This window comes from Acinetobacter sp. CWB-G5 (genome assembly GCF_019209785.1).
Lineage (GTDB): Bacteria > Pseudomonadota > Gammaproteobacteria > Pseudomonadales > Moraxellaceae > Acinetobacter > Acinetobacter johnsonii.
Window position 1 is genome coordinate 90,751 of record NZ_JAHUTF010000003.1, and the last position, 24,001, is coordinate 114,751.

Sequence of the window (24,001 nt, forward strand, 5' to 3'; positions counted from 1 at the left end):
GGTACTTTTTTTCAGATTAGTTCATGTGTTTCTGTACGGCTTTATAGGTCTCGTAATAGGTCGAATCGCTAAAGAAGTCGTCATGTTCAAGCTTCAAACCTTGCAACGATTTTTCTGTCAATTGACCTTTTAAGTCATCTGCAAATGCTTTAGCAAAGACTTGTGCAGACTGAGTCAAATATGCAGTTTGCTCTTGGTCAATCTCATAGGTATCGGTGAATTTGTCTTGATAGACCTGAGCAAAAACCGCTTGCTTGGTTTTGTATTTCTTCGCCAAATCCTTCCATTGCTGATTTTCTTGTACATCTTCCAGTGCATCATTAACGATATTGGCGATACTTTCACCCAACTCATCAAAGTCCTGTTGGTGTTGTAAAGCATGTTTTTGACGTAACTGATTCAGACGTTTAAGTGCTGCACCCTTCGGCTCTGCAACATCCATGAACTCGTAGGCATACACTTCTGAAATTTCATTGATGGTCGCTGAGCTATAGTAACGAATATACTCTGGACGTTGTGCGGCAAACATCAAAGCAAATACCGCTTGATACGCTTTAACTTCAGAATGCTGACGTGCATAGCTTTGCTGCGCTGCCTGCTGGTAATAATCTGAAATAGCCTTAGGTAATTCTGTTGTGCTTGATGATGCGCTCTCTGCACTTGATGAGTCTGCACCTAACGGACCCAGCATGCCTTTCACTACATTTTCCAGTAATGAACCTTTAGACACTTCCTCAATCGATTTGGCATTTCTTAAAGCTTGACGGTCAATGGCTGTCGCACTGCCATAATTAAACACCTGATTGGTGCTCTTAATTTGTAGCTTACCAATTTGCTCATCGCTAATCACAATGTTGTAATCCATGTTTTGCGCACGACCTTTTTGGTCGAGTCCAACATCCATCACAAACGGTGAACGCTCGCTACCCAGCTGTGCCATGATCGGTGTAATTTCAGCCTGATGTTTTTGCCAAAGTTGTTTAAAGCTTTGTGCATCTACCAGTTGCTCTGTTTGATACGCGCTAAAGAGTGGTTTCAGCTCTTCCAAAACATTGGTCGCTGCTTGTCCAAAAGTCTCTTCATCTACAGATTCATTGGTTACTTTAGGTGCAAGTACATCAATATCTTGATAATCACGGCATGCCGTCACCTTACCAATAGGAATGTTCTTGCTGTTGATGAGCGCATCGCAAGCTTCTTCAGAGAGTGTATTTGGTGCTGCAGAAGCAGACACTTCAGTTGCTGTCTCATCAGCATCTTCTGTCGCGGCCTGCGCATAAGCCACATCTGCTGCTGCATCTACAACAATGTCTTGTTCATCGCTCTGCCCATAACCACTCAGGTTCTGCATTTTTTGGTTTACCAAATGACTGACTCGTTCGAGTGAATCATAGGCTGGATCTTCACTTGCGCTACTTGCAGCACTCTCTACTTCTTTCGCTGCCTGCATTGCATCTTCCGCTGCGCTTGGCGTTTTTGCAGCATCCTCAATCAGACGCTCAGCATCAAAAGCTTGTATCTGCTGGGTATAGTGCAGTTTATTGACGTATTCAAACAAGCCCAATTGTACTTGTGCTGTTTCTAAGTCACCCATATAGCGAATTTTCTTGCTTAGCCCTGCTTCTTTTTCTGACTTGCTTAAATCAACACTATGCACCTGATTTGGCTCTGCCAAAGCATATGGCAGTGCATTCATCTGCTTCAAATATTCAGCAAACTTTTTAAAATCAATATGACCGAATGCTTCTTTATGCTTAGAAAAGTCAATGTAGGCAAAACGATCCTGACTTTCACGATTCACCATGAACGGCATAAAGGCAAAGTAGTTGGTGTAGAATTTATAATCATTAAAATCAACCACCATCGGCAACTGTGCTTGCACTTGTAGGGTTGGTTTTTGATAACTTAACTGCAAAGTCAATGCTGCCAATTTTTGACGGAAATGCACAGAGCCTTGATAACTAAACTGTAAGTCATTGAGTAAATTTACCAAAGATTCTGCGATTTGAACCTTAGCAGACCGTGATTCACCACTGCCATACAACGATGCATACGGATTTTGTTCACGCGCAAGTGCATCATATAGGGCTTGTTTTTCTTTGGCCGTAAAAGAAATCTTTTGATTTTTTAATAGTTGATCTAATTGTTTTTTCAACTCTGGATCTAAGTTCGTCCCATTTGACTGAGTATTCGACTTAGAATTTGGCTTGGACTCATTAAAATTAAAGTCAGATTGAATAGAGAACTGACCTTTAAAATCATAGCTGGCATTTTCAAACATGGCATTTAGGCCTTGAGTGGCTTGTTGCCCGAGCTGCTGATCTGAAGAGGCATTGGATTTAATGACATGCTGAGTACACCCACTGATACTCAAACCCAATAAACAAAGTGTTATATATTTTAAGCGCATAATACTTGCTGAAAACCTGAGTTAATTATAGTTTATTAAAAAAGTACATGATCAAAAGACCATCGAGTCAGTGTAACAGAACTGTCTTTTTAGATTGATGATTTTATCTACCAATTCGCCTTTCTGACATTTTCTCAAGTCGGATCTATCAATGTATTTTGATACAATGTATGAATAATGAAATGATCGATTTAAATAATCCAATACTATTTCTAAATTAGGATTACACACATGCCTGCATATAAAGCTCCCTTACATGATATTCGCTTCTTAATGAATGAAGTGCTGGATTATCCTGCACATTATCAAACCCTATCGAATGGTGAAGCTGCCGACGCTGATACGGTAGATATGATCTTAGAAGGCGCAGCAGATTTTTGTGAAAATATTTTATCTCCTTTAAACCAATCGGGCGATGAAGAAGGTTGTACCTTCGACAATGGTGAAGTGAAAACACCAAAAGGCTTCAAAGACGCTTATGACCAGTTTGTCCAAGGTGGCTGGCAAGGTTTGTCTTTCCCTGAAGAATTTGGCGGTCAGAACCTGCCTCAATCTTTAAATCTGATTAAATCGGAAATGATGGGCACAGCAAACTGGTCTTTCCAAATGTACCCAGGTTTAAGCATCGGCTGTATGAACACCATTTTACAGTTTGGTACAGACGAACAAAAAAATCTATATATGCCGAACTTGGTAGCAGGTACATGGTCAGGTACCATGTGTTTGACTGAACCACAGTGTGGTACCGACTTAGGTCAAGTCAAAACCAAGGCCGAACCGAATGCTAATGGCACTTATAACATCTCAGGCACCAAAATCTTCATCTCTGCGGGTGAACAAGATTTAACTGAGAACATCATTCACATCGTACTTGCTCGTCTTCCAGATGCACCTGCAGGCACCAAAGGGATTTCACTGTTCATTGTGCCTAAATTCTTGGTCAATGCAGACAGTAGCCTTGGTGAACGTAACCCTGTGACCTGTGGTTCAATTGAACATAAGATGGGGATTCGTGCTTCTGCAACCGCAGTGTTGAACTTTGATAATGCTGTCGGTTACTTGATTGGTGAGCCAAACAAAGGCTTACATGCCATGTTCACCTTCATGAACACCGCACGTATCGGTACGGCAATTCAAGGTATTGCACATGCTGAGCTTTCTTTCCAAGGTGCACTTCCATATGCCAAAGAACGTATGTCTATGCGTGCACTTTCTGGCAAGAAAGACCCTGAAAAAGTCGCGGATGCCATTATTCATCACGCTGACGTTCGCCGTATGTTGCTCACACAAAAAGCGATTGCTGAAGGCGGCCGCTCAATGATTTATTATGCCGCGCAAATTGCCGACAAAATGGCAGATGCGCTTGAACGTGGCGATACTGCTGCATTTGAAGCACATGATGATCACTTAGGTTTCTATACCCCAATTTTAAAAGGCTTCTTAACTGAATTGGGCTTGGAAGCTGCAAACCACGGTATGCAAGTCTATGGCGGTCATGGCTACATTAAAGAATGGGGCATGGAGCAAATTGCACGTGATGCACGTATTGCAACACTGTATGAAGGCACTACAGGAGTTCAAGCACTGGACTTGATTGGTCGTAAAGTACTTCTGACCTCTAAAGGTAAAGTCATTCGTGATTACACTGCTGAAATTCTGAAATTCTGTGGCCAACATGCTCGCAACAAATACATGCGCCGTTTTGCTTGGGACTTAACTAAGCTTTGCGCGCAATGGAATGCTTTAACTGTTCGTATCATGCTGGCCGCTCGTAAAGACCGTGACATCGTGTCATCTGCATCTGTCGATTTCTTGATGTTCTCGGGCTATGTAATGATGGCTTACTTCTGGGCTCAACAAGCAGCTGTAGCCTCTGCTAAATTGGCATCAGGTGAAGGTCAAGAAACACCTGAATTCTACAAAGCAAAAATCAAGCTGGCTGACTTCTACTTTGAACGCATGTTACCGCGCACTCAAGGTCATGCTGAAGCAATGGTCAATCCTTCAAAAACCATGACCTCATTGGCTGCTGAACACTTTAGCTTTGATTACTAATTAACAGTATTAGACCGATAAAAAGAGCGCTCAGGCGCTCTTTTTATTTCCTGTCCGACCTTAAAATTCAACTCCCCCTGTAATTTAGCCGTAGCTCCAATTTTCTGGCCTCATCCTTAGACTTTGGAAAAAGTGCCCCCTACAGTTAAAAAGGGTTCTCTACGCTTCCAGATAGTTTTTTAGAGTTAGTTCGTTAAAAATTTTGTCAGGGCTCTGTCTTTCTACAACTTAAATTTAAGTAAGAAAATCGCGCTAATATTTTAAAAACCATTTAACAAAAAAAATAATATAAATATTCAATTACATCAGAAAAACAAATATGATCAGCATTCAAATATCAGTAAAGGAAATAACTATGTTAAAAATATATAAGCTGAGCTACTATATCTTTCCGCTCATGCTGGGCTTTTTATCAATGGACACTATTGCGGCAATCAATGTTTATGGTCCAGGTGGGCCAGCACCAGCGATGCATGAAGCAGCGAAACAATTTAAAAATAAGACAGGGATAGATGTCCATGTAACCGCTGGTCCTACTTCACAATGGGCCGACAAAGCCAAACTTGATGCCGACATCATCTATAGCGGTTCAGAAGCGATGATGTCAGATTTCGAAAGCGTATTTGCTGACAAAATCGTAAAGGACTCGATTGAACCACTCTACTTACGCCCTGCTGCCATTTTAGTCAGAAAAAGAAATCCAAAACATATTCAAGGATTTAAAGACCTAAGCAAACCAAACACTAAAGTTTTGGTCACACATGGCGCAGGCCAAGTGGGCATGTGGGAAGATATTGCAGGTAGAACAGGCAACATTCAGCTCACAAAATCCTTCCGTAAAAATATCGCCATGTATGCGCCCAATACAGGCGCAGCGAAAAAAGCATGGGAAACAGACAGCAGTTATGATGCATGGTTGGTATTTAATATTTGGGGAGTCAGTAATCCAGACATTGGGCAAATTATTCCGATCGAACCTGAACTGGTGATTTACCGTGATGCAGGTGTTGCACTGACTCAGCACAGTCTAAAAAATCCTGAAGCAAAAAGTTTTGTTACGTTTTTAAGTTCTCCACAAGGCCATGCGATTTTTAAACAGTTTGGTTGGAACAAATGAGTGCTTAATTTTAATCTTTGATCCACATTAAAGATCAGTTTCCAAGCTTAAAAAATCGAACTTTTAATAAGCAAATTAGACATAAAAAAGAGCGCTACGGCGCTCTTGATTGAAGAATATATAACTACTGAACTTCGGCTAAAAGTGCCTGTGCGGCCATTTTACCCAAGGTATTGGAGGCCAACGGGCTATCCCCCGTAATTAACTTGCGGTCTTGAATACACTGTCCCGACATCTCTTTATTGACCACGTCAACACCCAACTTTTCTAAGCGATCTGCCAGCAACCATGGTAATTCCCCCGGCATATAACCAATGTCTAGGTTTGCACCTTGATCGAGTGCATCGGGGAACACACACATTTTATAGCCTTTAAAAATATAGTTTTCAGGCGCTTCATTAACCGCGGCTGCCAATAAACCTGCTGGCCCATGGCACAGCGAAATGACAAATTTATCTTTTGCCACCGCCCACTTCAGTAAAGTTTTTAAGTCTTCACTGTCAGGTAAGCCAATTAAAGCACCATGCCCACCGGGAATAAGAACGGCCAAATAAGGAGAGTCATCACCCAAACTGTTTTTCAGTACATCTGCCAGTTTTAAAGGTTTCTTAAACTGGGCTAAGTATTTTTGGAATGTTGCAGGCACGACAGCATCTTCATGAGGCATTGCCCACATTTCAAGTTTAACGGGATTGCCCGATAACGTGGCAATATCAATGTCAAAGCCTGCGCGGTCTAAATGATACATAGGCAGTAAAGTTTCTACTGGGTGGTTACCTGTGGAGAAGAACTTGCCATTTTTCATCAGTAGATAACGCTCATCGCTTGCGACCATCAAAACTTTTTTATGCCCAATATAGGGTGTTGGATAGTCGGTTCCATCGAAGTCGGTTTTACTGGCGGTGTATTGGGAAAGTGAATAAGGCGACGGAAAGAATGCATTATCTTCAGCTAAATCAGGGCTTGGATTACGGTCTTGGCTGGTCTGTGCCATGCTGATTCTCCTTTATTATTGCTTGGTTATTTTCAGTTTTACGAAACCTAGGGTTCTGTACCACAGCTCATTTATTCAGCATAACAAAGTTTCAACGTGGCTCTGTTTTAAGATGTAAATATAAGCCTGCCTATATGACAAGATAAAAATTTAGACAATAAAAAACCCCGACATCCTGTCGGGGTTTTTCGTATTAAGTGCTGAGGTATGACTCCTGTCGTACCTTCGTCCTTGAGCTGATCTTTATTGTTATTCTATTGGAGCATCCTGCTCTCTATGGTTCTATATTAGAAAACTTACAGGCAGACGTATAGGCGAAAAAAGCGGGAATTGATGTAAGCTAATTCGTACAAATGAATCAACCCTATTCATTATCGGCTGAATCAAAAATGGCTGACCATTTAAAGCCTGATGATTATTAACTCTCTTAATTTCACGCGCAGGTATTCTTTTAGACTTTATGTTTTAATTCTTTTGTATTTTTAGCTGAGTTTAATCCTGATGAGAAAGCAATATCATTTTAGAAAAGTTGAAAATGATACCTATATTTGGGATGTCGATCACTTGGTCGAACTCACTCAATCTTTTAAAGTCAGACAAGTTCCGCTATCAGACATCAAGGAATTAGACGAAGCTTATTGGTATCCAGATACTCACCCAACCACTCATGAAATTATTGCGCATATGCAACTCATTCAAGAGGCAGATTTAGCTTATCCCATCATTTTATGTGCTCAAGGCCGATTAATGGATGGTATGCACAGAGTGGGAAAAGCAAAGATTTTAGGCAAAGAGTCCATTTCTGCGGTTCAATTTGATACAAATCCGCAACCTGACTTTATCAATGTGCATGAAGATGATCTGATCTATGATGATTAAATCATTCAATCATTTTTTAAATCAAAACGATATAGATGCATGAAACACTAATCACAGATTGGGCTTTGAATGAGTCTTTATGTAAAAAGGTGGATTGAATCGTAATTTTTATTGTTTAATATTTAAGCTAAAACTTAAGTGAACTTAAAAGAAAATATCTATTCAAATTGTGGATATACGAAATCGTAATACCCTGTTTTTATACGTTTCACTATATCAAAAGGGTTCACAACCACCCCTATTTCGGCTTTACGGTTTTCCCCCTCTAACTCTCCAACATAAGTAAATTGATCATCATTGATGTGCCATACACACCAGTTTTGAGATATTTTTATTGTTTCCTCTCCTACTTTCGCACCATAATCTCTTGAATCTCTAAATAGAATTTTAGAAATATCTCCAAGCTCCGTACTCTTGCCAACTTTAGTCCACAGATCCATTTTTACTCCCCATCTCGTCACACAGTGGGCATAAAACTCGACCTCACCATGAACAATATCCGATATGTCAGGGTGAGGTCCACATGGATACTCAGTTTTAAATGCCCTAATCACATCACTATTCAGTTGTGTTTGATCATAAGCAATAAGTTGAAAATATTTCTTCGTGCCATGCTCTAAGTCTACAGAAAAAATATCGCCGATCTTTGTATAAACTCTTGCCATGCTTGAATACCCAAATTCTCAGTTTTTTAATTAAATGAAGATTCTTACTGAAGGCCGTGATATTCGTTCCCCCAATTTCATGTCTTCTATTTTTTCTCACATATCTTAGCCGACTACGAAATGAAGACTGTGCCGTGCTGATTTATAGGTCTTACAATCAATAACAGTAAAACAATTTTTATTATATAAATCTATATCTTATAAAAAAATATCAAAAATTAGAATTTTTATAGAAATTCCACAGCGCATGTACCGCTTTTGAGACAAATTCAAAGCCATGATGGCAACTCACACAAGCATGGCTTTATAAAATTCAGATAAATTCTTCCAACACTGAGTTTAAAAATACATGCCCTTGCTCGGTACATGCTAAATGCGTGGCATCATCCACCATTAATTTTCGACTGCGTAGTGAGTCTAACGTTTCAGCCAAACTATCCAGATTCAAACCTGTACGCTGCGCATAATATTCAGCTGCAACCCCATCATTTAAACGCAAAGCATTCATCATAAATTCAAATGGAAGTTCGTCGGCTTCAATCCGCTTAAACTGCACATGCTCCGCAGGGACTTTAGCCAAATAATCTTTGGGTAAACGAGTTTTCTGGAACCGATAGACCCCATCTGGCTGGGTCACTTTGGCATGTGCACCTGCCCCTATCGCTAAATAGTCGCCAAACTGCCAGTAATTCAAATTATGTGCGGAAGGCTGCTCTTTACGCCATGCCGAAACTTCATAATTAATAAAGCCCTGCGCTTTTAAATAAGCTTCACCTTGGGCTTGAATCTCTTCAAGCACATCGTCCACAGGTAAGACAGGCTTGGTTCTAAAGAACACGGTATTAGGTTCAATCGTGAGTTGATACCATGAAATATGGGTTGCACCATTGTCCACGGCAAGCTTCAAATCCAGTAGAGCTTGCTCTAAAGTCTGCTCAGGCAGACCATGCATTAGGTCGACATTAATACGTTTAAAACCTGCATCACGCGCAAGGCCAATTGCAGAAATCGCATCGGCGTTACTGTGAATTCGTCCCAACTTGGTTAAATGTTCAGTATTAAAACTTTGAACCCCTATCGACAAGCGATTGATACCTGCTGCCAAATAATCGGCAAAAGGGTCATGTTCAACTGTTCCAGGATTGGCTTCTAAGGTAATTTCACAATCCGCCTCAAAAGGCAGCAGTGCTTTCAGCTGGGCAAATAACCATTGATACCCTTGTGCTGAAATTAATGACGGTGTTCCGCCGCCAATAAACACACTATGAATATGACGCCCTTGAGCAAACTCGAGTTGAGTTTTAAAGTCTTCCGCCAAAGCATGTAAATATTCTTGCTCTAAATCTAAAGACAGTTTGCCATCTGGCACCGCATGCGAGTTAAAGTCGCAATAGGGACACTTACGCACACACCACGGCATGTGAATATATAAAGACAACGGAATATTTGCAGGATGTAAATCAGTCAAGGAAGAGACTCTAAAGCACAGCGGTAATCTTGCATATTTTAACATGACTGCATCAAGACACTTATGAAATCTGTGTCTATTTGGATTAGACTGATAAAAAGACAAGAAGAATGAATGGTTTAAAATGATGAAAATATCGAGCCACTTGCTGTTTATGCTACCACTGGCCTTTGGTATTGGCATTGCTATGACTTTTCAAACGGCGCTGAATACACAGCTCAGAGAATATTTTTACTCTCCACTACAAGCCGCATTGTTATCCTTCTTCATTGGAACCTGCGTTTTAGCACTTTTGGTTATACTCCAGCCCGTCGACAAACCACAGTTACATGATTTTTCCAATATTCCTTGGTACTTATGGCTCGGTGGCTGCTTAGGGGTTTATGCCATCAGTATAAGCATCTATACTGCGCCTAAATTAGGCTTTCTCACGTTTTCAGGTTTGGTTATTTTTGGACAAATCCTGACCTCGATGATTTTTGACCACTATGGTCTACTTGGTACCGAAAAAACCCCTGTCAATTGGCAGCGTTTACTTGGTGGCGTCGTAATTTTTATTGGTGTGCTTCTCACTTTACAACGCTGAATTTATTTAGACCAAGCACATGATGAATATGAGTAATTTTTGTGTCGACTACAAATAAAATCACGTCCCATCGTTTCGAATTAAAAAAGTTACTGGTGTTAATGCTACCCATCCTGATCACGCAGTTTTCTCAAGCGGGTCTCGGGTTAATTGATACCATTATGGCGGGGCATTTATCCCCTACCGATTTAGCCTCGATTGCCGTCGGTGTTGGTTTATGGATACCAGTGATGTTGCTGTTCAGCGGCATCATGATTGCGACAACACCGTTGGTGGCAGAAGCCAATGGTGCACGCACCCCTGAAAAAATCGCCACCATTGCTCGTCAGTCCCTGTGGGTCGCCTTTATTTTGGGGAGCATTGCGGGTTTAATTTTACAAAGCATGCCACTCTTACTGCCACTCATGGGTGTACCTGCAAACTTACTACCTAAAGCCAGCCTATTTTTACATGCCATTGGCTTTGGCATGCCTGCGGTGACTATGTATGCGGCACTGCGTGGATATTCTGAGGCACTTGGTCATCCGCGCCCTGTCACTGTGATTAGCTTAGCAGCCTTGGTTCTTTTGGTTCCACTGAACTTTGTCTTTATGTATGGTTTCGGCCCGATTCCAGCACTCGGTTCGGCAGGCTGCGGATTTGCCACTGCTATTTTACAATGGATCATGTTTTTCACCTTGGCCACTTATATTTTTAAAGCCTCGGCATATCAAAAAACTCAAGTGTTTAGCACTTGGGAGAAAATGGATCGCTATTGGATCGAGCGTATTTTAAAACTTGGCCTACCCATTGGCTTAGCTATTTTCTTCGAAGTCAGTATTTTTAGTACCGCTGCGATTATTCTCAGTCCATTGGGTGAAACCATTGTGGCAGCGCATCAAATTGCAATGTCGGTCACCTCTCAGTTGTTTATGATTCCGATGTCCCTTGCCATCGCCTTGACTATTCGTGTCGGGACTTACTATGGTGAAAAAAACTGGATCGCGATGCGCAAGGTACAAAAGCTTGGACTGGCTACAGGCACGGTTTTGGCGCTGATGACCATGCTGCTGATTGCATTGTTTCGTCCTGAAATTGTGGCGATTTATACCTCTGATCATGAAGTATCGGAAGTTGCAATGTATTTACTATTATTTGCACTCGCCTACCAACTGATGGATGCTTGGCAAATTAGTGCCGCAGGCTGCTTACGCGGCATGCAAGACACCAAAGGCCCGATGTGGATCACAATGGTTGCCTATTGGATCGTGGCCTTTCCTGTCAGCATTTATTTGGCGCGCTACACCAACATAGGTGCAGCAGGTGTTTGGATTGGACTGATTATCGGTTTAAGCGTGGCATGTGTCCTGCTCTTGCTCCGACTTTATAACAACAATAAACGCCTCAGTCAGGACTATCCATAAGTCATGCATGGCATAGAATAGGAAGGAGCCAGACTCTTCTCCTATTCCAGTTGTTCTACTGTTGTGCCAAAGCGTCTTTCAGACCTTGTGGCACTTCACTCTCATCCTCAACGTCTTTAACCACCACCTGCCCCACGATCACCTCACTGCCATTAAAGGTCATGGTGGGTGAACCATACAGGCTATAACCTTCATTGAGTGCTTTGGTGACACGCGCACAAAAATGCACATCGTCCTTGCCTGTAAAATAACGATAAACTTTCATTTATTTCATACTCAAAATTTTTCGCACAGTGTAACGCGATTTTTAAATGCAGCGACATCTTGTGTGCAATTCACTCAACTGACCACTATTATTTAAATAGAAACATCAGCTTAACAATTTAAAGTAGGCAGTTTTGCATTTGTCGCCTATGATCAAATCTGAGATGTAATGAAAATTCCCCGAGGAATATCGCATGGCAAATACGACTCGTACGCCCGGTCGTCGCTTTATGAAACTTGCCAGCATGACGGCAAGTATCGCAACCAAAACTGTGACCAATTCAATTAAAAACTTCAATGCCGATGAAGATAAAAAAAATGCGGCGCGCAGTCAGCTTTTTCAGGACATTGGACTTCAAATTGCAGACACCTTAGGTGAAATGAAAGGTGCCGTGATGAAAGTCGGGCAAATTGCATCTCAATACAAAGATATTTTTCCGCCTGAAGTAGCACGTGCGATTAGTAAATTACAACGTCAAGCGCCTGCGATGCCTTTTCAAGAGATCAAAGCTCAAGTGGAAAAAGAACTGGGCAAGCCGCTCAATCAAATTTTTACCGCCTTTGATGAACAACCCTTTGCCGCAGCCTCCATTGGCCAAGTGCATAAAGCTACTTTACCGAGTGGTGAGCAAGTTGTAGTTAAAGTTCAATATCCGGGCGTAGAAGAAGCCTGTGAAAGTGACTTAAAACAGGTCCGTTTAGCACTACGCTTGATGGGTGTACTTAAAATTGACCGTAAGCTGCAAGATCAACTCTTTAAAGAAATTCAGGACAGTTTAGACAACGAACTAAACTATCAAATAGAAGCCCAAAACTTAGAGGTCGCACGTACCTTTCATCAAGCTTTAGACCCTAAAATTATTATTCCTCAAGTCTATAAAGACTATTCAAGCCGCCATATTTTAACCTTAAGCTTAGAGCACGGCGAAAGCATTGAAACTGCCAGTACATGGTCACAAGACACACGCAATGAACTGGGCCGTCGTTTATTTCGTGCCATTGGCCGTGAGATTTTCTTCTTAAAGCGCTTCCACTGCGACCCACATCCGGGCAACTTTGCTTTCCGAGAAGATGGTAGCGTGATCGTGTATGACTACGGCGGTGTAAAAACCCTATCGACTGAAATCGTGATGCATTTTAAGCAGCTGATTCAAGCAGCGCGCGACAGTGATATCTTGGCCATGGAACAGCAACTGACTGCTTTGCACTCGATGTCTGAGCAAGGCAAGTTCCCTGCCGACTTGTATAAAGCATGGTTAGAGGTGCTCATGCGTCCACTGACCACTTTGTATAACTTTGCTGAGAACTCAGCGCATCATGATGGTATTGAACTGGTCAAGCCATCGCTAAAATACTGGGATGTATTTAAACCCTCACCCGATACACTAATGGTCAATCGCACAGTCTCAGGACATTATTGGAACCTGATTCATCTCAAAGTGCACGACAACCTCAATGATCTATTTGAAGAGTTGGTCCCGCCTCCCGCCTAAATAAAGACTGCGGGCACGATAAAATCGCTACAACTCAATAAACCCAGTTACATAAAGTCACTGGGTTTATTTTGACTTCTAAATTGTTATATTATAACATTTCAAAATAATACATTTAAGGAGAAGTCTATGCGTGCCAATATTCATCCAGAGTATCGTGAAGTTCTGTTCCACGACACCAATGCCGACGCGTTTTTCGTGATCGGCAGTACCTTACAAAGTCATCAAACTCGTGAGCATGAAGGCCAGACCTATCCTTACGTCAGTTTGGATATTTCAAGTGCTTCACATCCGTTTTATACAGGTGAACAACGTCAAACCAGTAATGAAGGTCGTGTTGCAAGTTTCAATAAACGTTTCGCGCGTTTCAAACGCTCACAATAATTTCATTTTTCTTTAAGCTATACGCGTTATAGTAAAGATATCAAGAAGCCTAAGACCTCCTCCAGCTTAGGCTTCTTTTTTATGCGTTCTTTTCTAATTTTGACCAGCGTTTTTCTTAATGTTTAAGCACGCTATCTAACAGATAAAATCCTATCCCAAGCACGATGACGCCCACCACTAAACTCGACAGTGCATAACTCAAAGCCAGCACTGTTTGTCCCTGTCTAAATAGCTGAAAAGTTTCGAGGCCAAAACTCGAAAATGTCGTGAAACCGCCCAATATGCCGACCATCAAAAATAAACGTGCTTCTTGTTGTAGTACTAGAAACTTCTGGCTGAATGCAAAGAAAATACCCGCAGCAAAACACCCGATGATATTGATCCACCATGTCGGCCATGGAAAACTCATACTCGGTTTAAACAACCATAATCCTGCACCGTAGCGTAAACAGGCACCTATTCCGCCCCCCATTGCCACCAAGATCCAATTCATTGACCTATCCTATTCTTTACAAAATACGGTATGGATAAGTCCAAAGTTATCCACAGTTCATCAACTATAACGCTATTAAACCTGAATCAATCCTCGCACTTCAAGGTTTTTCAACATCGGTTGTTGATCCTTATATTTCTTCTTGTCTCACTCTCAAAAGTGAACTTCAGCATTCAAACTCACACATGCTTTACATGGGATATTGAACCCAGCATCGCCGAATATCTTTACTTCCCCTAATGTACTCTATGACCAATACAATATAGATTCCTAAAATCACTAGCACTCGTTCTTCATGCAAAACAGAAGGTTTTCTCTCAGGCAAAAACTCACAAGAGCACACTTTTTGGGTATGATGTGGATATAAATTTAGTCGGAAATAGACGCATGGCACAGGTATTATTGGCTCAGCTTGCAGCGGGCGAAGCAAAATTTTCAGATGTATTGGCTTTTATTGAAGCAGCCTATACACATACACCAACTGCATTTAAAAATGGTTTGCAGCACAATGCGGCAACTGAAAACCAAGGCAGCGCAAAAGTGTTTTCGTTTGCACAACTTCAAGGTCTCAATCAAACGCAAACTTTAAGCCTATTTGCAGAACACTATGCTTCTGTTTTAGCGACACCTGATGCAACAGATCATCAAAATATTCGTCAGTTCATGTTGAATGGATGGGATGGTATTGAATTTGATGGTACGGCATTAACTGCAAAATAAAGATAAAAAACCACGTTCAAGTTACTTGAACGTGGTTTTAAACAAATACAATATTAATTTTATTATCAGATATCTATAAAAACTATTAACATTGATACACCTATAAGCATCCACAGATTTGACCAATAGGTTTCACGTAGAGCAAGACTTCATATGGGTGTTAATCAGCTATAAAACATTAAAACAGCACGATGAAGTAACTCAGCGCTACTTCCAATTTATCCCTTTACCCGTTCGATCCATTGGATTGAGTTGACCCGAAATACTTCACACGCACCATCGCCAGTATCAGTCGGGGTTAAGGATGAGGTCCAGACCATATCTTTGTCTTTAATTTCAACCAACTCACCTTTTAAACGGACCAAATCACCACGTTTCACGTGTTTAATTTGTTTAGCAATTTCTGGGTTGGCTGGAATAATGTGCATATTCGACACCATTTGCATGGCTTGCTCGGCAGGCACAGGCAAACGATCGATTTTCCAGTTGAGATAACGGTCGTATTGATTCACGGTAATATGGCGGGCAATTTCAGGTTCAGCAAACAAGCCCCAACTCACGGCGTAGTCAATCGGGGAGAATTTCGCTTGTGCATCATCCGAATACATTTTAGAACCTAAAATTCGAAAATCACCTTTAAACGGTTTCAATACCGAAATCGATTGATCTTTAGAGGTCGGCGCTAAACCTTTGGCAATGTTGTAATCCACAGTGGCACTTGCACTGATGGGCAACAGCAAACTGCTGAGTAAACTGAGCAGGATAAATTTAGATTTCATTGCAAACCTCATTCCCATCGACCTAGGAAAATACGAACCAATTTCATCTTAGTCCACTTTCCTGAAAAGAAGCTTATGAACTTAGTAACATTGTGAACGAATTATGCAGTCTACTTTTAGCCACAGTACTTTTCAGTTAGGCTAGAGCTAAAGAACAGATCCCAAAAACAAACATGCTTTATAAATACTATCAACAACACATCTTTCCGCATGTCCTGAATCAGGTCATGCAAGTACCAAGCTTGATGGACAAGCGCCGCGAACTGCTTTTGCCGATTCAGGGAGAGGTATTGGAAATTGGTTTTGGTACAGGACTGAATCTACCCTTTTATCAAAATGTCGATACTGTCTTTGCACTTGAACCCAGTCCAGAGATTTATCATTTGGCTTTAGATCGGGTACAAGCAGCAGCATTTGAAGTGCATCATGTACAAGCCCGTGCGGAAAAGCTGCCTTTTGCTGACCAGAGCCTTGAGCATGTGGTCAGTACATGGACACTGTGTAGTATTGCTGAGTTAGAACAGGCTTTGGCGGAAATATTACGCGTGCTCAAACCGGGTGGCACCTTACATGTGGTGGAGCACGTATTAAATACAAATAACCTTTATATTCAGCGCCTACAACACTTACTCACGCCTGTGCAAAAGCGTTTAGCCGATGGCTGCCATCTCAATCGAAACATTGAACAGGCCTTAAAAGCAGCAGGTTTTAATTTGATAGAACAACACTACTTTTATGCCGAAGGTATTCCGAAACTCGGACAACTGATGTTTTTTGCACGTGCTCAAAAGCCATACTCAAGTGACGGGCAATCATAGTCATGTAGAAAGTACCTGCTCTATATAAAGAAATGCCTTCATGGGTAAACATTATCAAGCTTATTCAATCGTATCAAAGTCGATGCGGACCGTTTCAAAACGAACCCGCCCAGCTTGAATCGCTTGCGCAATGGCAACTTGTCCTTTGGTTAACCTCGCCCCACCGCTTTTAATATCAATGAGAACAATTTCAATGTCCTCTGGTCGCCCTTCACCATCACGCAGGTCGGTATAACCATCAAAGACCACATAGTCGACAGGATCACCCAAAAACTTAGCATCGCTAGGTAAGTATTCAAACTGCGGCATAATCGGTGCCAGTTGCTCCGCCATTTTGCCTTTAAGCACTGCACGGCTGGTATTGACGCTGCGCTTTTGTGCTTGAGCCAAAGCCTGCTGATGCTCTAGTTCTAATTCGGCAATATAGCGCTCATATTCTGCTTTGATGCGTCCATTTCGGCTGTGACTTAAAATAAGGGTGGTCAATACCACACCAATTGCTGCACCGATCAACATTGCCATCCATATGGACATGGTTCTTTCCTAATTTTGTGCTACAGGTAGCAAGATTTAAACTTACAACTTTGGTTTGGTGTCATATGCGACACACAAAAGAATGATATGCTAGGGGTGAGCAGAATAAAATCATTTAAGGTCATGAAAACGATATTAATCGCCAACCAAAAAGGTGGCTGTGGCAAAACGATAACCGCAATCAATTTAGCTTCGGCACTCGCACAAAAAGGTTATAAAGTGGCTTTGGCCGATGCCGATAATCAAAAATCTGCTCGTCAATGGTTAAAACAGCGTCCAGAGCAAGTGGCGCATATTCAAAGTTTAGATTGGCGCCATGAGAAATCGATAGGTGAAGTGCCTAAAAACATTGAATATTTAATTATCGATGCGCCGGGTGCACTGTCTGGTGAACATGCCGAACAGCTGGTCAGTGAAGCGCATGCAATTGTGACGCCACTGCAACCCTCGTTTTTTGATATTGACAGTACCCGTCGTTTTTTAAAACATTTACAAGACATTAAACGCATTCGTAAAGGTAAAGTGCAAATTTTGCTTTTGGCCAATCGGGTCAAAGCCAACAGCGCCAGTGCCAAAGACATCCAAGATTTTTTTGCGAAAATTGAACAACAACCTGTAGCATGGATTTCAGAACGTACTGCCTATGGCCAATTGGCAATGCAAGGTTTAAGCGTATTTGATAAAACACAAAAGAATTACCTCTCCATTCAAAGCCAATGGCAACCGTTGCTCAATGCCATTGTCGATGACCCAAGTGCTTGGTTCTAAAATATTTTGCTATAGATAAAACGGGACTATTCCCTATTTATAGTCGGTTATTCACGAGAACTTACCAAGGGTACGTTCTCGTGCGCATTTTTTTCAGTTAATATGACTTTGACCTTAGAGATATAGCAGTGAATACCGTGCAACGATACGCACCAGCCTTACAAAAAGTATTGTTATTTGGACTGATTTTTATTCTGTTCTATTTGAGCTTTCAAGTCCTGAAATACTTTATTGTACCTGTGCTTTGGGCTGCGATTATTGCCTACATCACTTGGCCTTTATATCACTCAGTACAGAAACTCTGTGGACCGCGTCCAACCCTAAGCGCTACCATCATGATCAGTATGGTGGTGTTAGTTGTCGGTATCCCGCTGACCTTTGCCATTTTTATGCTGCAACATGAAGGCCGTAATCTGTTTTATGAACTACAAAGACAAGTATTCTCAGGCCATTTAGATGTCCCTCAATTTATTCGAGACTTGCCCATTATTGGTAAAGAAGTCACTCGTACTTTAAAAGAAATCAATACCGATCCGAACAGTATTGTACAAAATGTTTCGGGCTGGTTTCAAAGCCACTTAAATTATGGCCGTTTGGTGCTGAGTGAAATTAGTAAGAATATTTTTAAACTCTGTTTTGCGGTGATGTCGTTATTCTTCTTCTATCGTGATGGCCAGACCATTTTAAATCAGGTCAGTAAAGCCTTGGAGATGGTGATTGGCCCACGTATCCACCACTATTTAGACACCATTTCCGAAACCACGCGTGCTGTGGTCTATGGGGTTGGCCTGACTGCAATTGCGCAAGCACTCTTGGCAGGCCTGAGCTATTTTGTTGCTGGTGTCCCAAACCCAATGGTACTGACCATTGTGACTTTTATCTTTGCACTCATTCCTTTTGGCCCTCCTGTGGCATATAGCGCCGTGTCTTTATGGTTATTCTCTCAAGGGCAGACTATTGAAGCGATTGGTGTGATGGTATGGGGGGTTTGTGTGGTCAGCACAGCAGACAATGTGATTCGCCCATTGGTGATCTCAGGTGCAACGCAAATTCCATTCTTACTCATCATGTTTGGTGTATTGGGTGGTTTAGCCAGCTTTGGTATGGTCGGCTTATTTGTCGGCCCCGTGATTCTAGCAGTACTGTTAGCCATTTGGCGCGAATGGCTACATGAACAAGTCCATGAACCACTAATGATGCCGAAAGCGACATTGGCTTATGATCCACCCGAAGAGCCTTTAGATACGCCCAAAAAATAAGTTCAGTGAAATGACTTCAACGCATGCTTTCAATGAAACCATGCGTTTTTTATGTCAGATACAAAAACGCTGTACGGACAACATTGAACAGAAGCCCTGGCTTTGTTTGAATGGTTCTGAATTTTAAGGAAAAAAGGATCCAACATGTTGTCTTCTGCTTTCAAACTAAGCGCACTTGTGACTTTAATCGGTTTAGGGACTGTGGCATGTACCACTACACCTACTGAAACCAACACGATGGTCAAAGACGTCGATGTACACGCTGTTTCAACTACAGGTGTGGGACAAAAAATTGGCACCATTCGTTTTATTGATAGCCCTGTTGGTTTAGCAATTCAAACCAATTTGACTCAACTTCCACCTGGCCCACACGGTTTTCATATCCATGAAAAAGGTTCGTGTGATGTGGCTGAAAAAGAAGGAAAACCTGTGGCTGCTTTAGCCGCTGGGGGACACTTTAACCCAGAAAAAGCGCCAAACCATGGCACACCACTGAATGGACATCTGGGTGATTTACCCATCTTGAATGTCGACTCAGCAGGCAATGCAAAAGTCAATTTACTCGCTCCTCGCTTAAGTTTAGCTGACGTTGAGGGCTTAGCGGTGATGGTACATGCAGGTGGTGATAACTATTCAGACACCCCTAAACCACTTGGCGGTGGCGGTGACCGTATTGCGTGTGGCGTAATTAAATAAATCTATTATCCCATGCAGTGTGAATAAAGTAGTGTTTTGAACTCGCACATGTGGATAAGTTTCGACTTATACACACAATGCAGCGGAGCCATGATCCGCTGCATTTTTATTGTCATAGGCGAATTTTTCATGCAATGGAGCACCGCATTAAATTGACAGTGCCCTGAAAAAAGTTCAGGCTAAAACCAAAATAAAACTAAGCCTAGACTATTACATCGTGAACAATCTTCGTCAGTGGTTTCAGTCCTTTCAGTCCAATGCAATTTTTATGTATTGCTTGCAAATTTTGATTGTGCTGAGTGGCACAACCTTAGGTTTATATTTTTTAGGACTACAACAGCTTATTGTTCCGACCACATTAGGTGCAATTGCAACAGCCCTGACCGACTTCGATGACCGGCTCAGCATTCGTCTCAGAAACCTTGCCTATGTCTGTATCTTGTTCTTTAGTGTTAGTAGCATTTTAGATTTTTTACATCCTTATAAATTCTTTTTCATCTTATATTTATCACTGTCTAGTGCTTGTTTTATTTTACTGGGGGCACTGGGGCAACGCTATGCAGCAATGAGCTTTGGCACCATTTTACTTTCCCTATACAGTATGTTTGGCCTAGGTGAATATTCGGCTTGGTACTTTCAACCCGGTTGTTTTGTCTTGGGAGCATTGTGGTATGGCTGTACCGCTATTGTGTTTTATATTCTTAAACCCACCTTGGCCGTTCAGGACAACTTAACCCGCTGTTTTAATCAAGTTGCCGATTTGCTCAACGCAAAAGCACGTCTATTCGACCCAGACAATCGAGACAATGTAGAAGCGCTGCTCTATGATTTATCCTTACAAAACAGTACTGTGGTGCAAAGTTTTAACCACACCAAAAGCTCACTACTGACGCGACTAAAAGCATCTCGCGCCAACCAAAATACAATTTATTGGCTCAACCTATATTTTCTCGTTCAAGACATTCATGAACAAGCCAGCTCTAATTATTTACACTATGAGCAGTTACATCAAAACTTTAGCCGAACTGATCTCATTTTTCGTATTCAAAAAAATATTCGACTGCAAGCCCTTGCCTGTCAGGCTTTGGCACGGTGTATTTTGAACAATCAAACCTATGTATCCGATCCAACGACCACTCAGGCGTTGCTGAATTTACACAGTTCCATGCAGGACTGGATTCGAGATCATCCACACAATATTGAAGTCAAAAACCTACAACTGATTTTAAATAATTTGGACAGTGTGCATGAACGTTTTCAGCACCTCAACGAACTACAATCGCGCCAAGAACAGCGTTATCAACAGCATATTGATAACCTCAACTTATATGATGATGATATCCATGATTGGCATGATCTGTGGCTCAAACTCAGTCAACATCTCACCCCCCAATCCGCACTGTTTCGACATGCGGTACGCATCGCCTTTGTCTTTGCTGTAGGTTATGGCATCTCGCTTCTGCCCTTTGCGCAACATGGCTATTGGATTTTGCTCACCAGTTTATTCGTTTGCCAAATGCGTTATTTTGCCACCAAAAGCCGCTTAAAAATGCGAACCTTAGGCACAATTTTGGGCGTTGTTTTAGGGATTCCGCTGCTGTATTTTGTGCCGAGTATTGAAGGACAACTGCTACTAACCATTATTTTTGGCGTGTGCTTTTTCTATCTCAGTTCCAAGAAATATGCCATGGCAACCCTGATGGCAACACTCATGGTGCTGCTGATTTTTAATTTAAAAGGTGCAGGCTATGCCATTATTTTACCGCGAATTATAGACACCCTCATTGGTTGTGCCATTGCTTGGTTCGCAGTGAGTTTTATTTGGCCCGATTGGGACTTCCGCAATATTTCCAACACCATTAAAAAAGCATCCGATGCAACCCTCAACTATTTCAATGCCATCTGTGAGCAATATCAACACGGTAAAAATAATAGTCTGGCTTACCGCAGTGCGCGTCGTACTGCGCATAATGCCCAAACTGAACTGGCAAACATGATCTCCAGTCTTAGTACCGAGCCCAATCCAAACCCAGAACTGGTACATCATGCTTTTCGCTACTTGGTATATAGCCACAGTCAACTCAGTTATATTTCTGCTTTGGGAAGTCACCGAGAATTGGTGCAGGATACGCAGGTGCTGGAACTCATGCTGTGGTGTCAAAATACGCTGAATCATGTACTGCTCCATCAGCAGGCATTAGCTGAACTCGACATCCAGCAGAAACTGGCAGAGATTAAACGTTTAAATGCGCAAGAAACAATGAGTCAGAATTTACACTTGGTCCTCAAACAAATCAGTCTACTACTGGAAACCTTGCCTGAATTGCTGAAGTTAAAAACTGAACTGCTGGCCCGAGACATTAAATAAAACGAACGACACAACGACTATCTTTAAATGGTTCATGATGTACGGGTGTATTGTGGTTCATTTTTATCTGGTTCTTGCGTACACTCGAGCTTCATTCTCATAGATTTTTTGACCATGAACATTCAGACATTACGTGTTGTAGGATTTTTAGAAGGGATTTCTTTTTTACTGTTGTTATTCGTTGCGATGCCAATGAAATACATCTTTGATAACCCCATCCTAGTCAAATACGTGGGTATGGGCCATGGCGTATTATTTATCCTGTTTCTCATCGCGCTGTTTGTGGTCTGTGAAAAGCAAAAATGGTCTTTGAAGATGTTTATTCTAGGTTTGATTGCTTCGATCTTACCTTTTGGACCTTTTGTGTTTGATGCCAAAATTAAAAAATTAGAACCTGAGCAAGCTGAAGCCTAAGTTTAAAAAACTGGCTTTAAAAAGGATTTTTTAAAGCCTTAATAAAAAAGCGCCCATTCAAATGAATGCGCGCTTTTTTATGATGTGCACTTCGCTGAATTCAGCGAATAAAATTTTAGTAAACACCACGCTCAAGACGTTTTTGCATCACTTTTTTCACGGTCACACGTGGAAAGCTAAACCAAAGTGCAATCAAAATGAGGCAGACCAAACTGTAGGCCCAAAGACCAAATGCCACATAAGCCACGCGAACCAGTTCAATCACGAAGAAGAACGTAAACATCATCAGTACCGAAACGGCTGCGGCAACCGTCCCTTTGGACACTTCCGATGACATCAAAGCAAAGCGATATAACACAGAAAAACTGATACCTTCGCCAAAGCTCACCAAAGTCATCCCCACAATCAGTAACGGCAAGAAATAGCTTTGGAAAATGGTGCCGAGCACCACCAACAGCGTACCGACGAACATCAAAGGTAAACCAATTAATACAGTTTTACCGAGTGCCATTTTGTCGATGACTTTAATCAGTACAATGTTGCCCAGAATGAGACCACCCAAGACGGGGAACTGCGCCAAGCCATATTGCATACTGCTTAAGCCAAGTTCCTCTACCAAGATCACAGGTGAAAGTGCGATCCACAACATCAACGGCATGGCCACCATAGGCAAACCAAAGGTGAGCGCCAAAAAGGTCTTATTTTTATAGACCGTTTTATAGTCATCCCAAATATAGCGCAGCGGCTTTTTAGAATGACGCTGCTGTGTCGCAGGCATTTTGGCTTTTAAACCAAACCAACTTAAAAAAGCCAAAAAGGCGATGCCAATAAAGCCCAAATGCCATGACACATGGTCAATCATAAACGCGCCCACTACAGGGCCAAGCAGCGGTGCCAGCAAAGAAATATTGGCCATGAGTGCCATGACTTTAATAGCATCACGCTCTTCAAAACTTTCCTGTACTGCGGCATAACCCACAGCAGAAATCATCGATAGCCCCACGCCTTGTAAAAAGCGGAGCGCCAAAAAAGACTCAATATTTTGAGTGAGTAAAATCGCGAGGCAGGTCAGCACAAAAAATGCCACACCTGCGAGCAACACTTTTTTACGGCCTAAACGGTCTGAGAGTGGCCCAAGTAACCACGCGACGCAGGCACCGCCCAGTAAATAAAAGGACATAGAGGATGGTGCCCACGCACTACTTACTCCAAAGTCTTGGGTAATCGCGAGCATGGCAGGCTGGACTAAATCGTTACCGATATAGACCGAAAATTCGAATAAAACCAATGCCAAAGGAAACATCAATGTGGCACGGCTTAACTTTAGAGTTTGTACGTTTTGCATTGTTATCTACATATAAAATGCGTACAAGCCTGAGCGAAGTCCGTTAGAGGGAGAGACGACTAAGCCCAATGGCAAGCACTGAGAAATTT

23 protein-coding genes are annotated in these 24,001 nt (G+C 41.9%); 14 read left to right on the forward strand and 9 right to left on the reverse strand.

All coding sequences use genetic code 11. From position 1 onward, the window contains the following. Positions 1–16: 16 nt before the first annotated feature. A complete protein-coding gene (locus tag KVY11_RS07300) occupies positions 17–2,410 on the reverse strand; it encodes a hypothetical protein (RefSeq protein WP_218288548.1) in 2,394 nt (797 codons plus the stop codon). A gap of 231 nt (positions 2,411–2,641) precedes the next feature. On the opposite strand from KVY11_RS07300, the gene KVY11_RS07305 reads away from it, so the two are divergent. Further along, a complete protein-coding gene (locus KVY11_RS07305) occupies positions 2,642–4,465 on the forward strand; it encodes an acyl-CoA dehydrogenase C-terminal domain-containing protein (protein ID WP_218288549.1) in 1,824 nt (607 codons plus the stop codon). A 355-nt stretch (positions 4,466–4,820) separates the two neighbouring features. Continuing rightward, entirely contained in the window at positions 4,821–5,582 is a 762-nt protein-coding gene (locus KVY11_RS07310; RefSeq protein WP_148825420.1) for a substrate-binding domain-containing protein, read from the forward strand. A gap of 124 nt (positions 5,583–5,706) precedes the next feature. Here the strand turns inward: KVY11_RS07310 and hchA are convergent, their stop codons facing one another. Then, positions 5,707–6,576: a glyoxalase III HchA gene (hchA, locus tag KVY11_RS07315; protein ID WP_218288550.1), complete on the reverse strand. Its 870-nt coding sequence runs from the start codon at positions 6,574–6,576 to the stop codon at positions 5,707–5,709. Positions 6,577–7,077: 501 nt separating this feature from the next. Here hchA and KVY11_RS07320 point away from each other — a divergent pair. Beyond that, complete coding sequence (locus KVY11_RS07320) at positions 7,078–7,455, forward strand: hypothetical protein (protein ID WP_148825419.1); 378 nt, start codon at positions 7,078–7,080, stop codon at positions 7,453–7,455. 158 nt (positions 7,456–7,613) lie between these two features. On the opposite strand, the gene KVY11_RS07325 is transcribed toward KVY11_RS07320, so the two are convergent. Then, positions 7,614–8,120 carry a hypothetical protein gene (locus KVY11_RS07325; RefSeq protein ID WP_218288551.1) on the reverse strand — a complete coding sequence of 169 codons (507 nt, stop codon included), beginning with the start codon at positions 8,118–8,120 and terminating at the stop codon, positions 7,614–7,616. 313 nt (positions 8,121–8,433) lie between these two features. Then, the gene (gene hemW / locus KVY11_RS07330) at positions 8,434–9,588 is read right to left on the reverse strand and encodes a radical SAM family heme chaperone HemW (protein ID WP_218288552.1); all 1,155 of its coding nucleotides are present in this window, start codon (positions 9,586–9,588) and stop codon (positions 8,434–8,436) included. A 124-nt stretch (positions 9,589–9,712) separates the two neighbouring features. Between hemW and KVY11_RS07335 the strand changes: the two genes are divergently transcribed. Both KVY11_RS07335 and KVY11_RS07340 read left to right on the forward strand, forming a co-directional pair. After that, positions 9,713–10,174, forward strand: a complete 462-nt coding sequence (locus KVY11_RS07335; protein WP_218288553.1) for a DMT family transporter — start codon at positions 9,713–9,715, stop codon at positions 10,172–10,174. 101 nt (positions 10,175–10,275) lie between these two features. Then, positions 10,276–11,577 (forward strand): MATE family efflux transporter, encoded by a 1,302-nt coding sequence (locus KVY11_RS07340; RefSeq protein ID WP_218288682.1) that lies wholly within the window; start codon positions 10,276–10,278, stop codon positions 11,575–11,577. A gap of 55 nt (positions 11,578–11,632) precedes the next feature. Here KVY11_RS07340 and KVY11_RS07345 read toward each other — a convergent pair whose 3' ends face one another. After that, positions 11,633–11,842: a DUF1737 domain-containing protein gene (locus KVY11_RS07345; RefSeq protein ID WP_004691402.1), complete on the reverse strand. Its 210-nt coding sequence runs from the start codon at positions 11,840–11,842 to the stop codon at positions 11,633–11,635. 193 nt (positions 11,843–12,035) lie between these two features. On the opposite strand from KVY11_RS07345, the gene KVY11_RS07350 reads away from it, so the two are divergent. Both KVY11_RS07350 and KVY11_RS07355 read left to right on the forward strand, forming a co-directional pair. After that, positions 12,036–13,334 (forward strand): AarF/ABC1/UbiB kinase family protein, encoded by a 1,299-nt coding sequence (locus KVY11_RS07350; RefSeq protein WP_218288554.1) that lies wholly within the window; start codon positions 12,036–12,038, stop codon positions 13,332–13,334. Between the two features lie 129 nt (positions 13,335–13,463). Then, entirely contained in the window at positions 13,464–13,718 is a 255-nt protein-coding gene (locus tag KVY11_RS07355; RefSeq protein WP_218288555.1) for a type B 50S ribosomal protein L31, read from the forward strand. Between the two features lie 115 nt (positions 13,719–13,833). Here the strand turns inward: KVY11_RS07355 and crcB are convergent, their stop codons facing one another. After that, positions 13,834–14,211 carry a fluoride efflux transporter CrcB gene (crcB, locus tag KVY11_RS07360; protein WP_218288556.1) on the reverse strand — a complete coding sequence of 126 codons (378 nt, stop codon included), beginning with the start codon at positions 14,209–14,211 and terminating at the stop codon, positions 13,834–13,836. A gap of 387 nt (positions 14,212–14,598) precedes the next feature. On the opposite strand from crcB, the gene KVY11_RS07365 reads away from it, so the two are divergent. Next, entirely contained in the window at positions 14,599–14,931 is a 333-nt protein-coding gene (locus KVY11_RS07365; RefSeq protein WP_218288557.1) for a HopJ type III effector protein, read from the forward strand. 218 nt (positions 14,932–15,149) lie between these two features. Here the strand turns inward: KVY11_RS07365 and KVY11_RS07370 are convergent, their stop codons facing one another. Next, complete coding sequence (locus KVY11_RS07370) at positions 15,150–15,710, reverse strand: hypothetical protein (RefSeq protein ID WP_183173684.1); 561 nt, start codon at positions 15,708–15,710, stop codon at positions 15,150–15,152. Between the two features lie 173 nt (positions 15,711–15,883). Here KVY11_RS07370 and KVY11_RS07375 point away from each other — a divergent pair, with 173 nt between their 5' ends. Then, positions 15,884–16,528 carry a class I SAM-dependent methyltransferase gene (locus tag KVY11_RS07375; protein WP_218288558.1) on the forward strand — a complete coding sequence of 215 codons (645 nt, stop codon included), beginning with the start codon at positions 15,884–15,886 and terminating at the stop codon, positions 16,526–16,528. A gap of 60 nt (positions 16,529–16,588) precedes the next feature. Here the strand turns inward: KVY11_RS07375 and KVY11_RS07380 are convergent, their stop codons facing one another. Then, the gene (locus tag KVY11_RS07380; RefSeq protein WP_005401318.1) at positions 16,589–17,062 is read right to left on the reverse strand and encodes a Holliday junction resolvase-like protein; all 474 of its coding nucleotides are present in this window, start codon (positions 17,060–17,062) and stop codon (positions 16,589–16,591) included. A gap of 123 nt (positions 17,063–17,185) precedes the next feature. Between KVY11_RS07380 and KVY11_RS07385 the strand changes: the two genes are divergently transcribed. The 5 genes from KVY11_RS07385 (at position 17,186) to KVY11_RS07405 (ending at position 22,567) form a co-directional block, all read left to right on the forward strand. After that, a complete protein-coding gene (locus KVY11_RS07385; RefSeq protein WP_004977991.1) occupies positions 17,186–17,830 on the forward strand; it encodes a ParA family protein in 645 nt (214 codons plus the stop codon). A gap of 137 nt (positions 17,831–17,967) precedes the next feature. After that, positions 17,968–19,089, forward strand: coding sequence for an AI-2E family transporter (locus tag KVY11_RS07390; protein WP_171503107.1), 1,122 nt, complete (start codon positions 17,968–17,970; stop codon positions 19,087–19,089). A gap of 144 nt (positions 19,090–19,233) precedes the next feature. Continuing rightward, on the forward strand, positions 19,234–19,785 hold the full coding sequence (sodC, locus tag KVY11_RS07395) for a superoxide dismutase family protein (protein WP_148825412.1): 552 nt from the start codon (positions 19,234–19,236) through the stop codon (positions 19,783–19,785). Between the two features lie 217 nt (positions 19,786–20,002). Beyond that, on the forward strand, positions 20,003–22,153 hold the full coding sequence (yccS, locus tag KVY11_RS07400; protein ID WP_218288559.1) for a YccS family putative transporter: 2,151 nt from the start codon (positions 20,003–20,005) through the stop codon (positions 22,151–22,153). Positions 22,154–22,267: 114 nt separating this feature from the next. Beyond that, positions 22,268–22,567 (forward strand): DUF3817 domain-containing protein, encoded by a 300-nt coding sequence (locus tag KVY11_RS07405; protein ID WP_218288560.1) that lies wholly within the window; start codon positions 22,268–22,270, stop codon positions 22,565–22,567. 115 nt (positions 22,568–22,682) lie between these two features. On the opposite strand, the gene KVY11_RS07410 is transcribed toward KVY11_RS07405, so the two are convergent. Then, a complete protein-coding gene (locus KVY11_RS07410; RefSeq protein ID WP_218288561.1) occupies positions 22,683–23,912 on the reverse strand; it encodes an MFS transporter in 1,230 nt (409 codons plus the stop codon). Positions 23,913–24,001 lie beyond the last annotated feature (89 nt).

What these genes read in the sequence shown, in the direction of transcription:
- KVY11_RS07300 (WP_218288548.1), bottom strand. Translation starts at nt 2,410, where the DNA reads ATGCGCTTAAAATATATAACACTTTGTTTATTGGGTTTGAGTATCAGT.
- KVY11_RS07305 (WP_218288549.1), top strand. Translation starts at nt 2,642, where the DNA reads ATGCCTGCATATAAAGCTCCCTTACATGATATTCGCTTCTTAATGAAT.
- KVY11_RS07310 (WP_148825420.1), top strand. Translation starts at nt 4,821, where the DNA reads ATGTTAAAAATATATAAGCTGAGCTACTATATCTTTCCGCTCATGCTG.
- hchA (WP_218288550.1), bottom strand. Translation starts at nt 6,576, where the DNA reads ATGGCACAGACCAGCCAAGACCGTAATCCAAGCCCTGATTTAGCTGAA.
- KVY11_RS07320 (WP_148825419.1), top strand. Translation starts at nt 7,078, where the DNA reads ATGAGAAAGCAATATCATTTTAGAAAAGTTGAAAATGATACCTATATT.
- KVY11_RS07325 (WP_218288551.1), bottom strand. Translation starts at nt 8,120, where the DNA reads ATGGCAAGAGTTTATACAAAGATCGGCGATATTTTTTCTGTAGACTTA.
- KVY11_RS07335 (WP_218288553.1), top strand. Translation starts at nt 9,713, where the DNA reads ATGATGAAAATATCGAGCCACTTGCTGTTTATGCTACCACTGGCCTTT.
- KVY11_RS07340 (WP_218288682.1), top strand. Translation starts at nt 10,276, where the DNA reads ATGCTACCCATCCTGATCACGCAGTTTTCTCAAGCGGGTCTCGGGTTA.
- KVY11_RS07345 (WP_004691402.1), bottom strand. Translation starts at nt 11,842, where the DNA reads ATGAAAGTTTATCGTTATTTTACAGGCAAGGACGATGTGCATTTTTGT.
- KVY11_RS07350 (WP_218288554.1), top strand. Translation starts at nt 12,036, where the DNA reads ATGGCAAATACGACTCGTACGCCCGGTCGTCGCTTTATGAAACTTGCC.
- KVY11_RS07355 (WP_218288555.1), top strand. Translation starts at nt 13,464, where the DNA reads ATGCGTGCCAATATTCATCCAGAGTATCGTGAAGTTCTGTTCCACGAC.
- crcB (WP_218288556.1), bottom strand. Translation starts at nt 14,211, where the DNA reads ATGAATTGGATCTTGGTGGCAATGGGGGGCGGAATAGGTGCCTGTTTA.
- KVY11_RS07365 (WP_218288557.1), top strand. Translation starts at nt 14,599, where the DNA reads ATGGCACAGGTATTATTGGCTCAGCTTGCAGCGGGCGAAGCAAAATTT.
- KVY11_RS07370 (WP_183173684.1), bottom strand. Translation starts at nt 15,710, where the DNA reads ATGAAATCTAAATTTATCCTGCTCAGTTTACTCAGCAGTTTGCTGTTG.
- KVY11_RS07375 (WP_218288558.1), top strand. Translation starts at nt 15,884, where the DNA reads ATGCTTTATAAATACTATCAACAACACATCTTTCCGCATGTCCTGAAT.
- KVY11_RS07380 (WP_005401318.1), bottom strand. Translation starts at nt 17,062, where the DNA reads ATGTCCATATGGATGGCAATGTTGATCGGTGCAGCAATTGGTGTGGTA.
- KVY11_RS07385 (WP_004977991.1), top strand. Translation starts at nt 17,186, where the DNA reads ATGAAAACGATATTAATCGCCAACCAAAAAGGTGGCTGTGGCAAAACG.
- sodC (WP_148825412.1), top strand. Translation starts at nt 19,234, where the DNA reads ATGTTGTCTTCTGCTTTCAAACTAAGCGCACTTGTGACTTTAATCGGT.
- KVY11_RS07405 (WP_218288560.1), top strand. Translation starts at nt 22,268, where the DNA reads ATGAACATTCAGACATTACGTGTTGTAGGATTTTTAGAAGGGATTTCT.
- KVY11_RS07410 (WP_218288561.1), bottom strand. Translation starts at nt 23,912, where the DNA reads ATGCAAAACGTACAAACTCTAAAGTTAAGCCGTGCCACATTGATGTTT.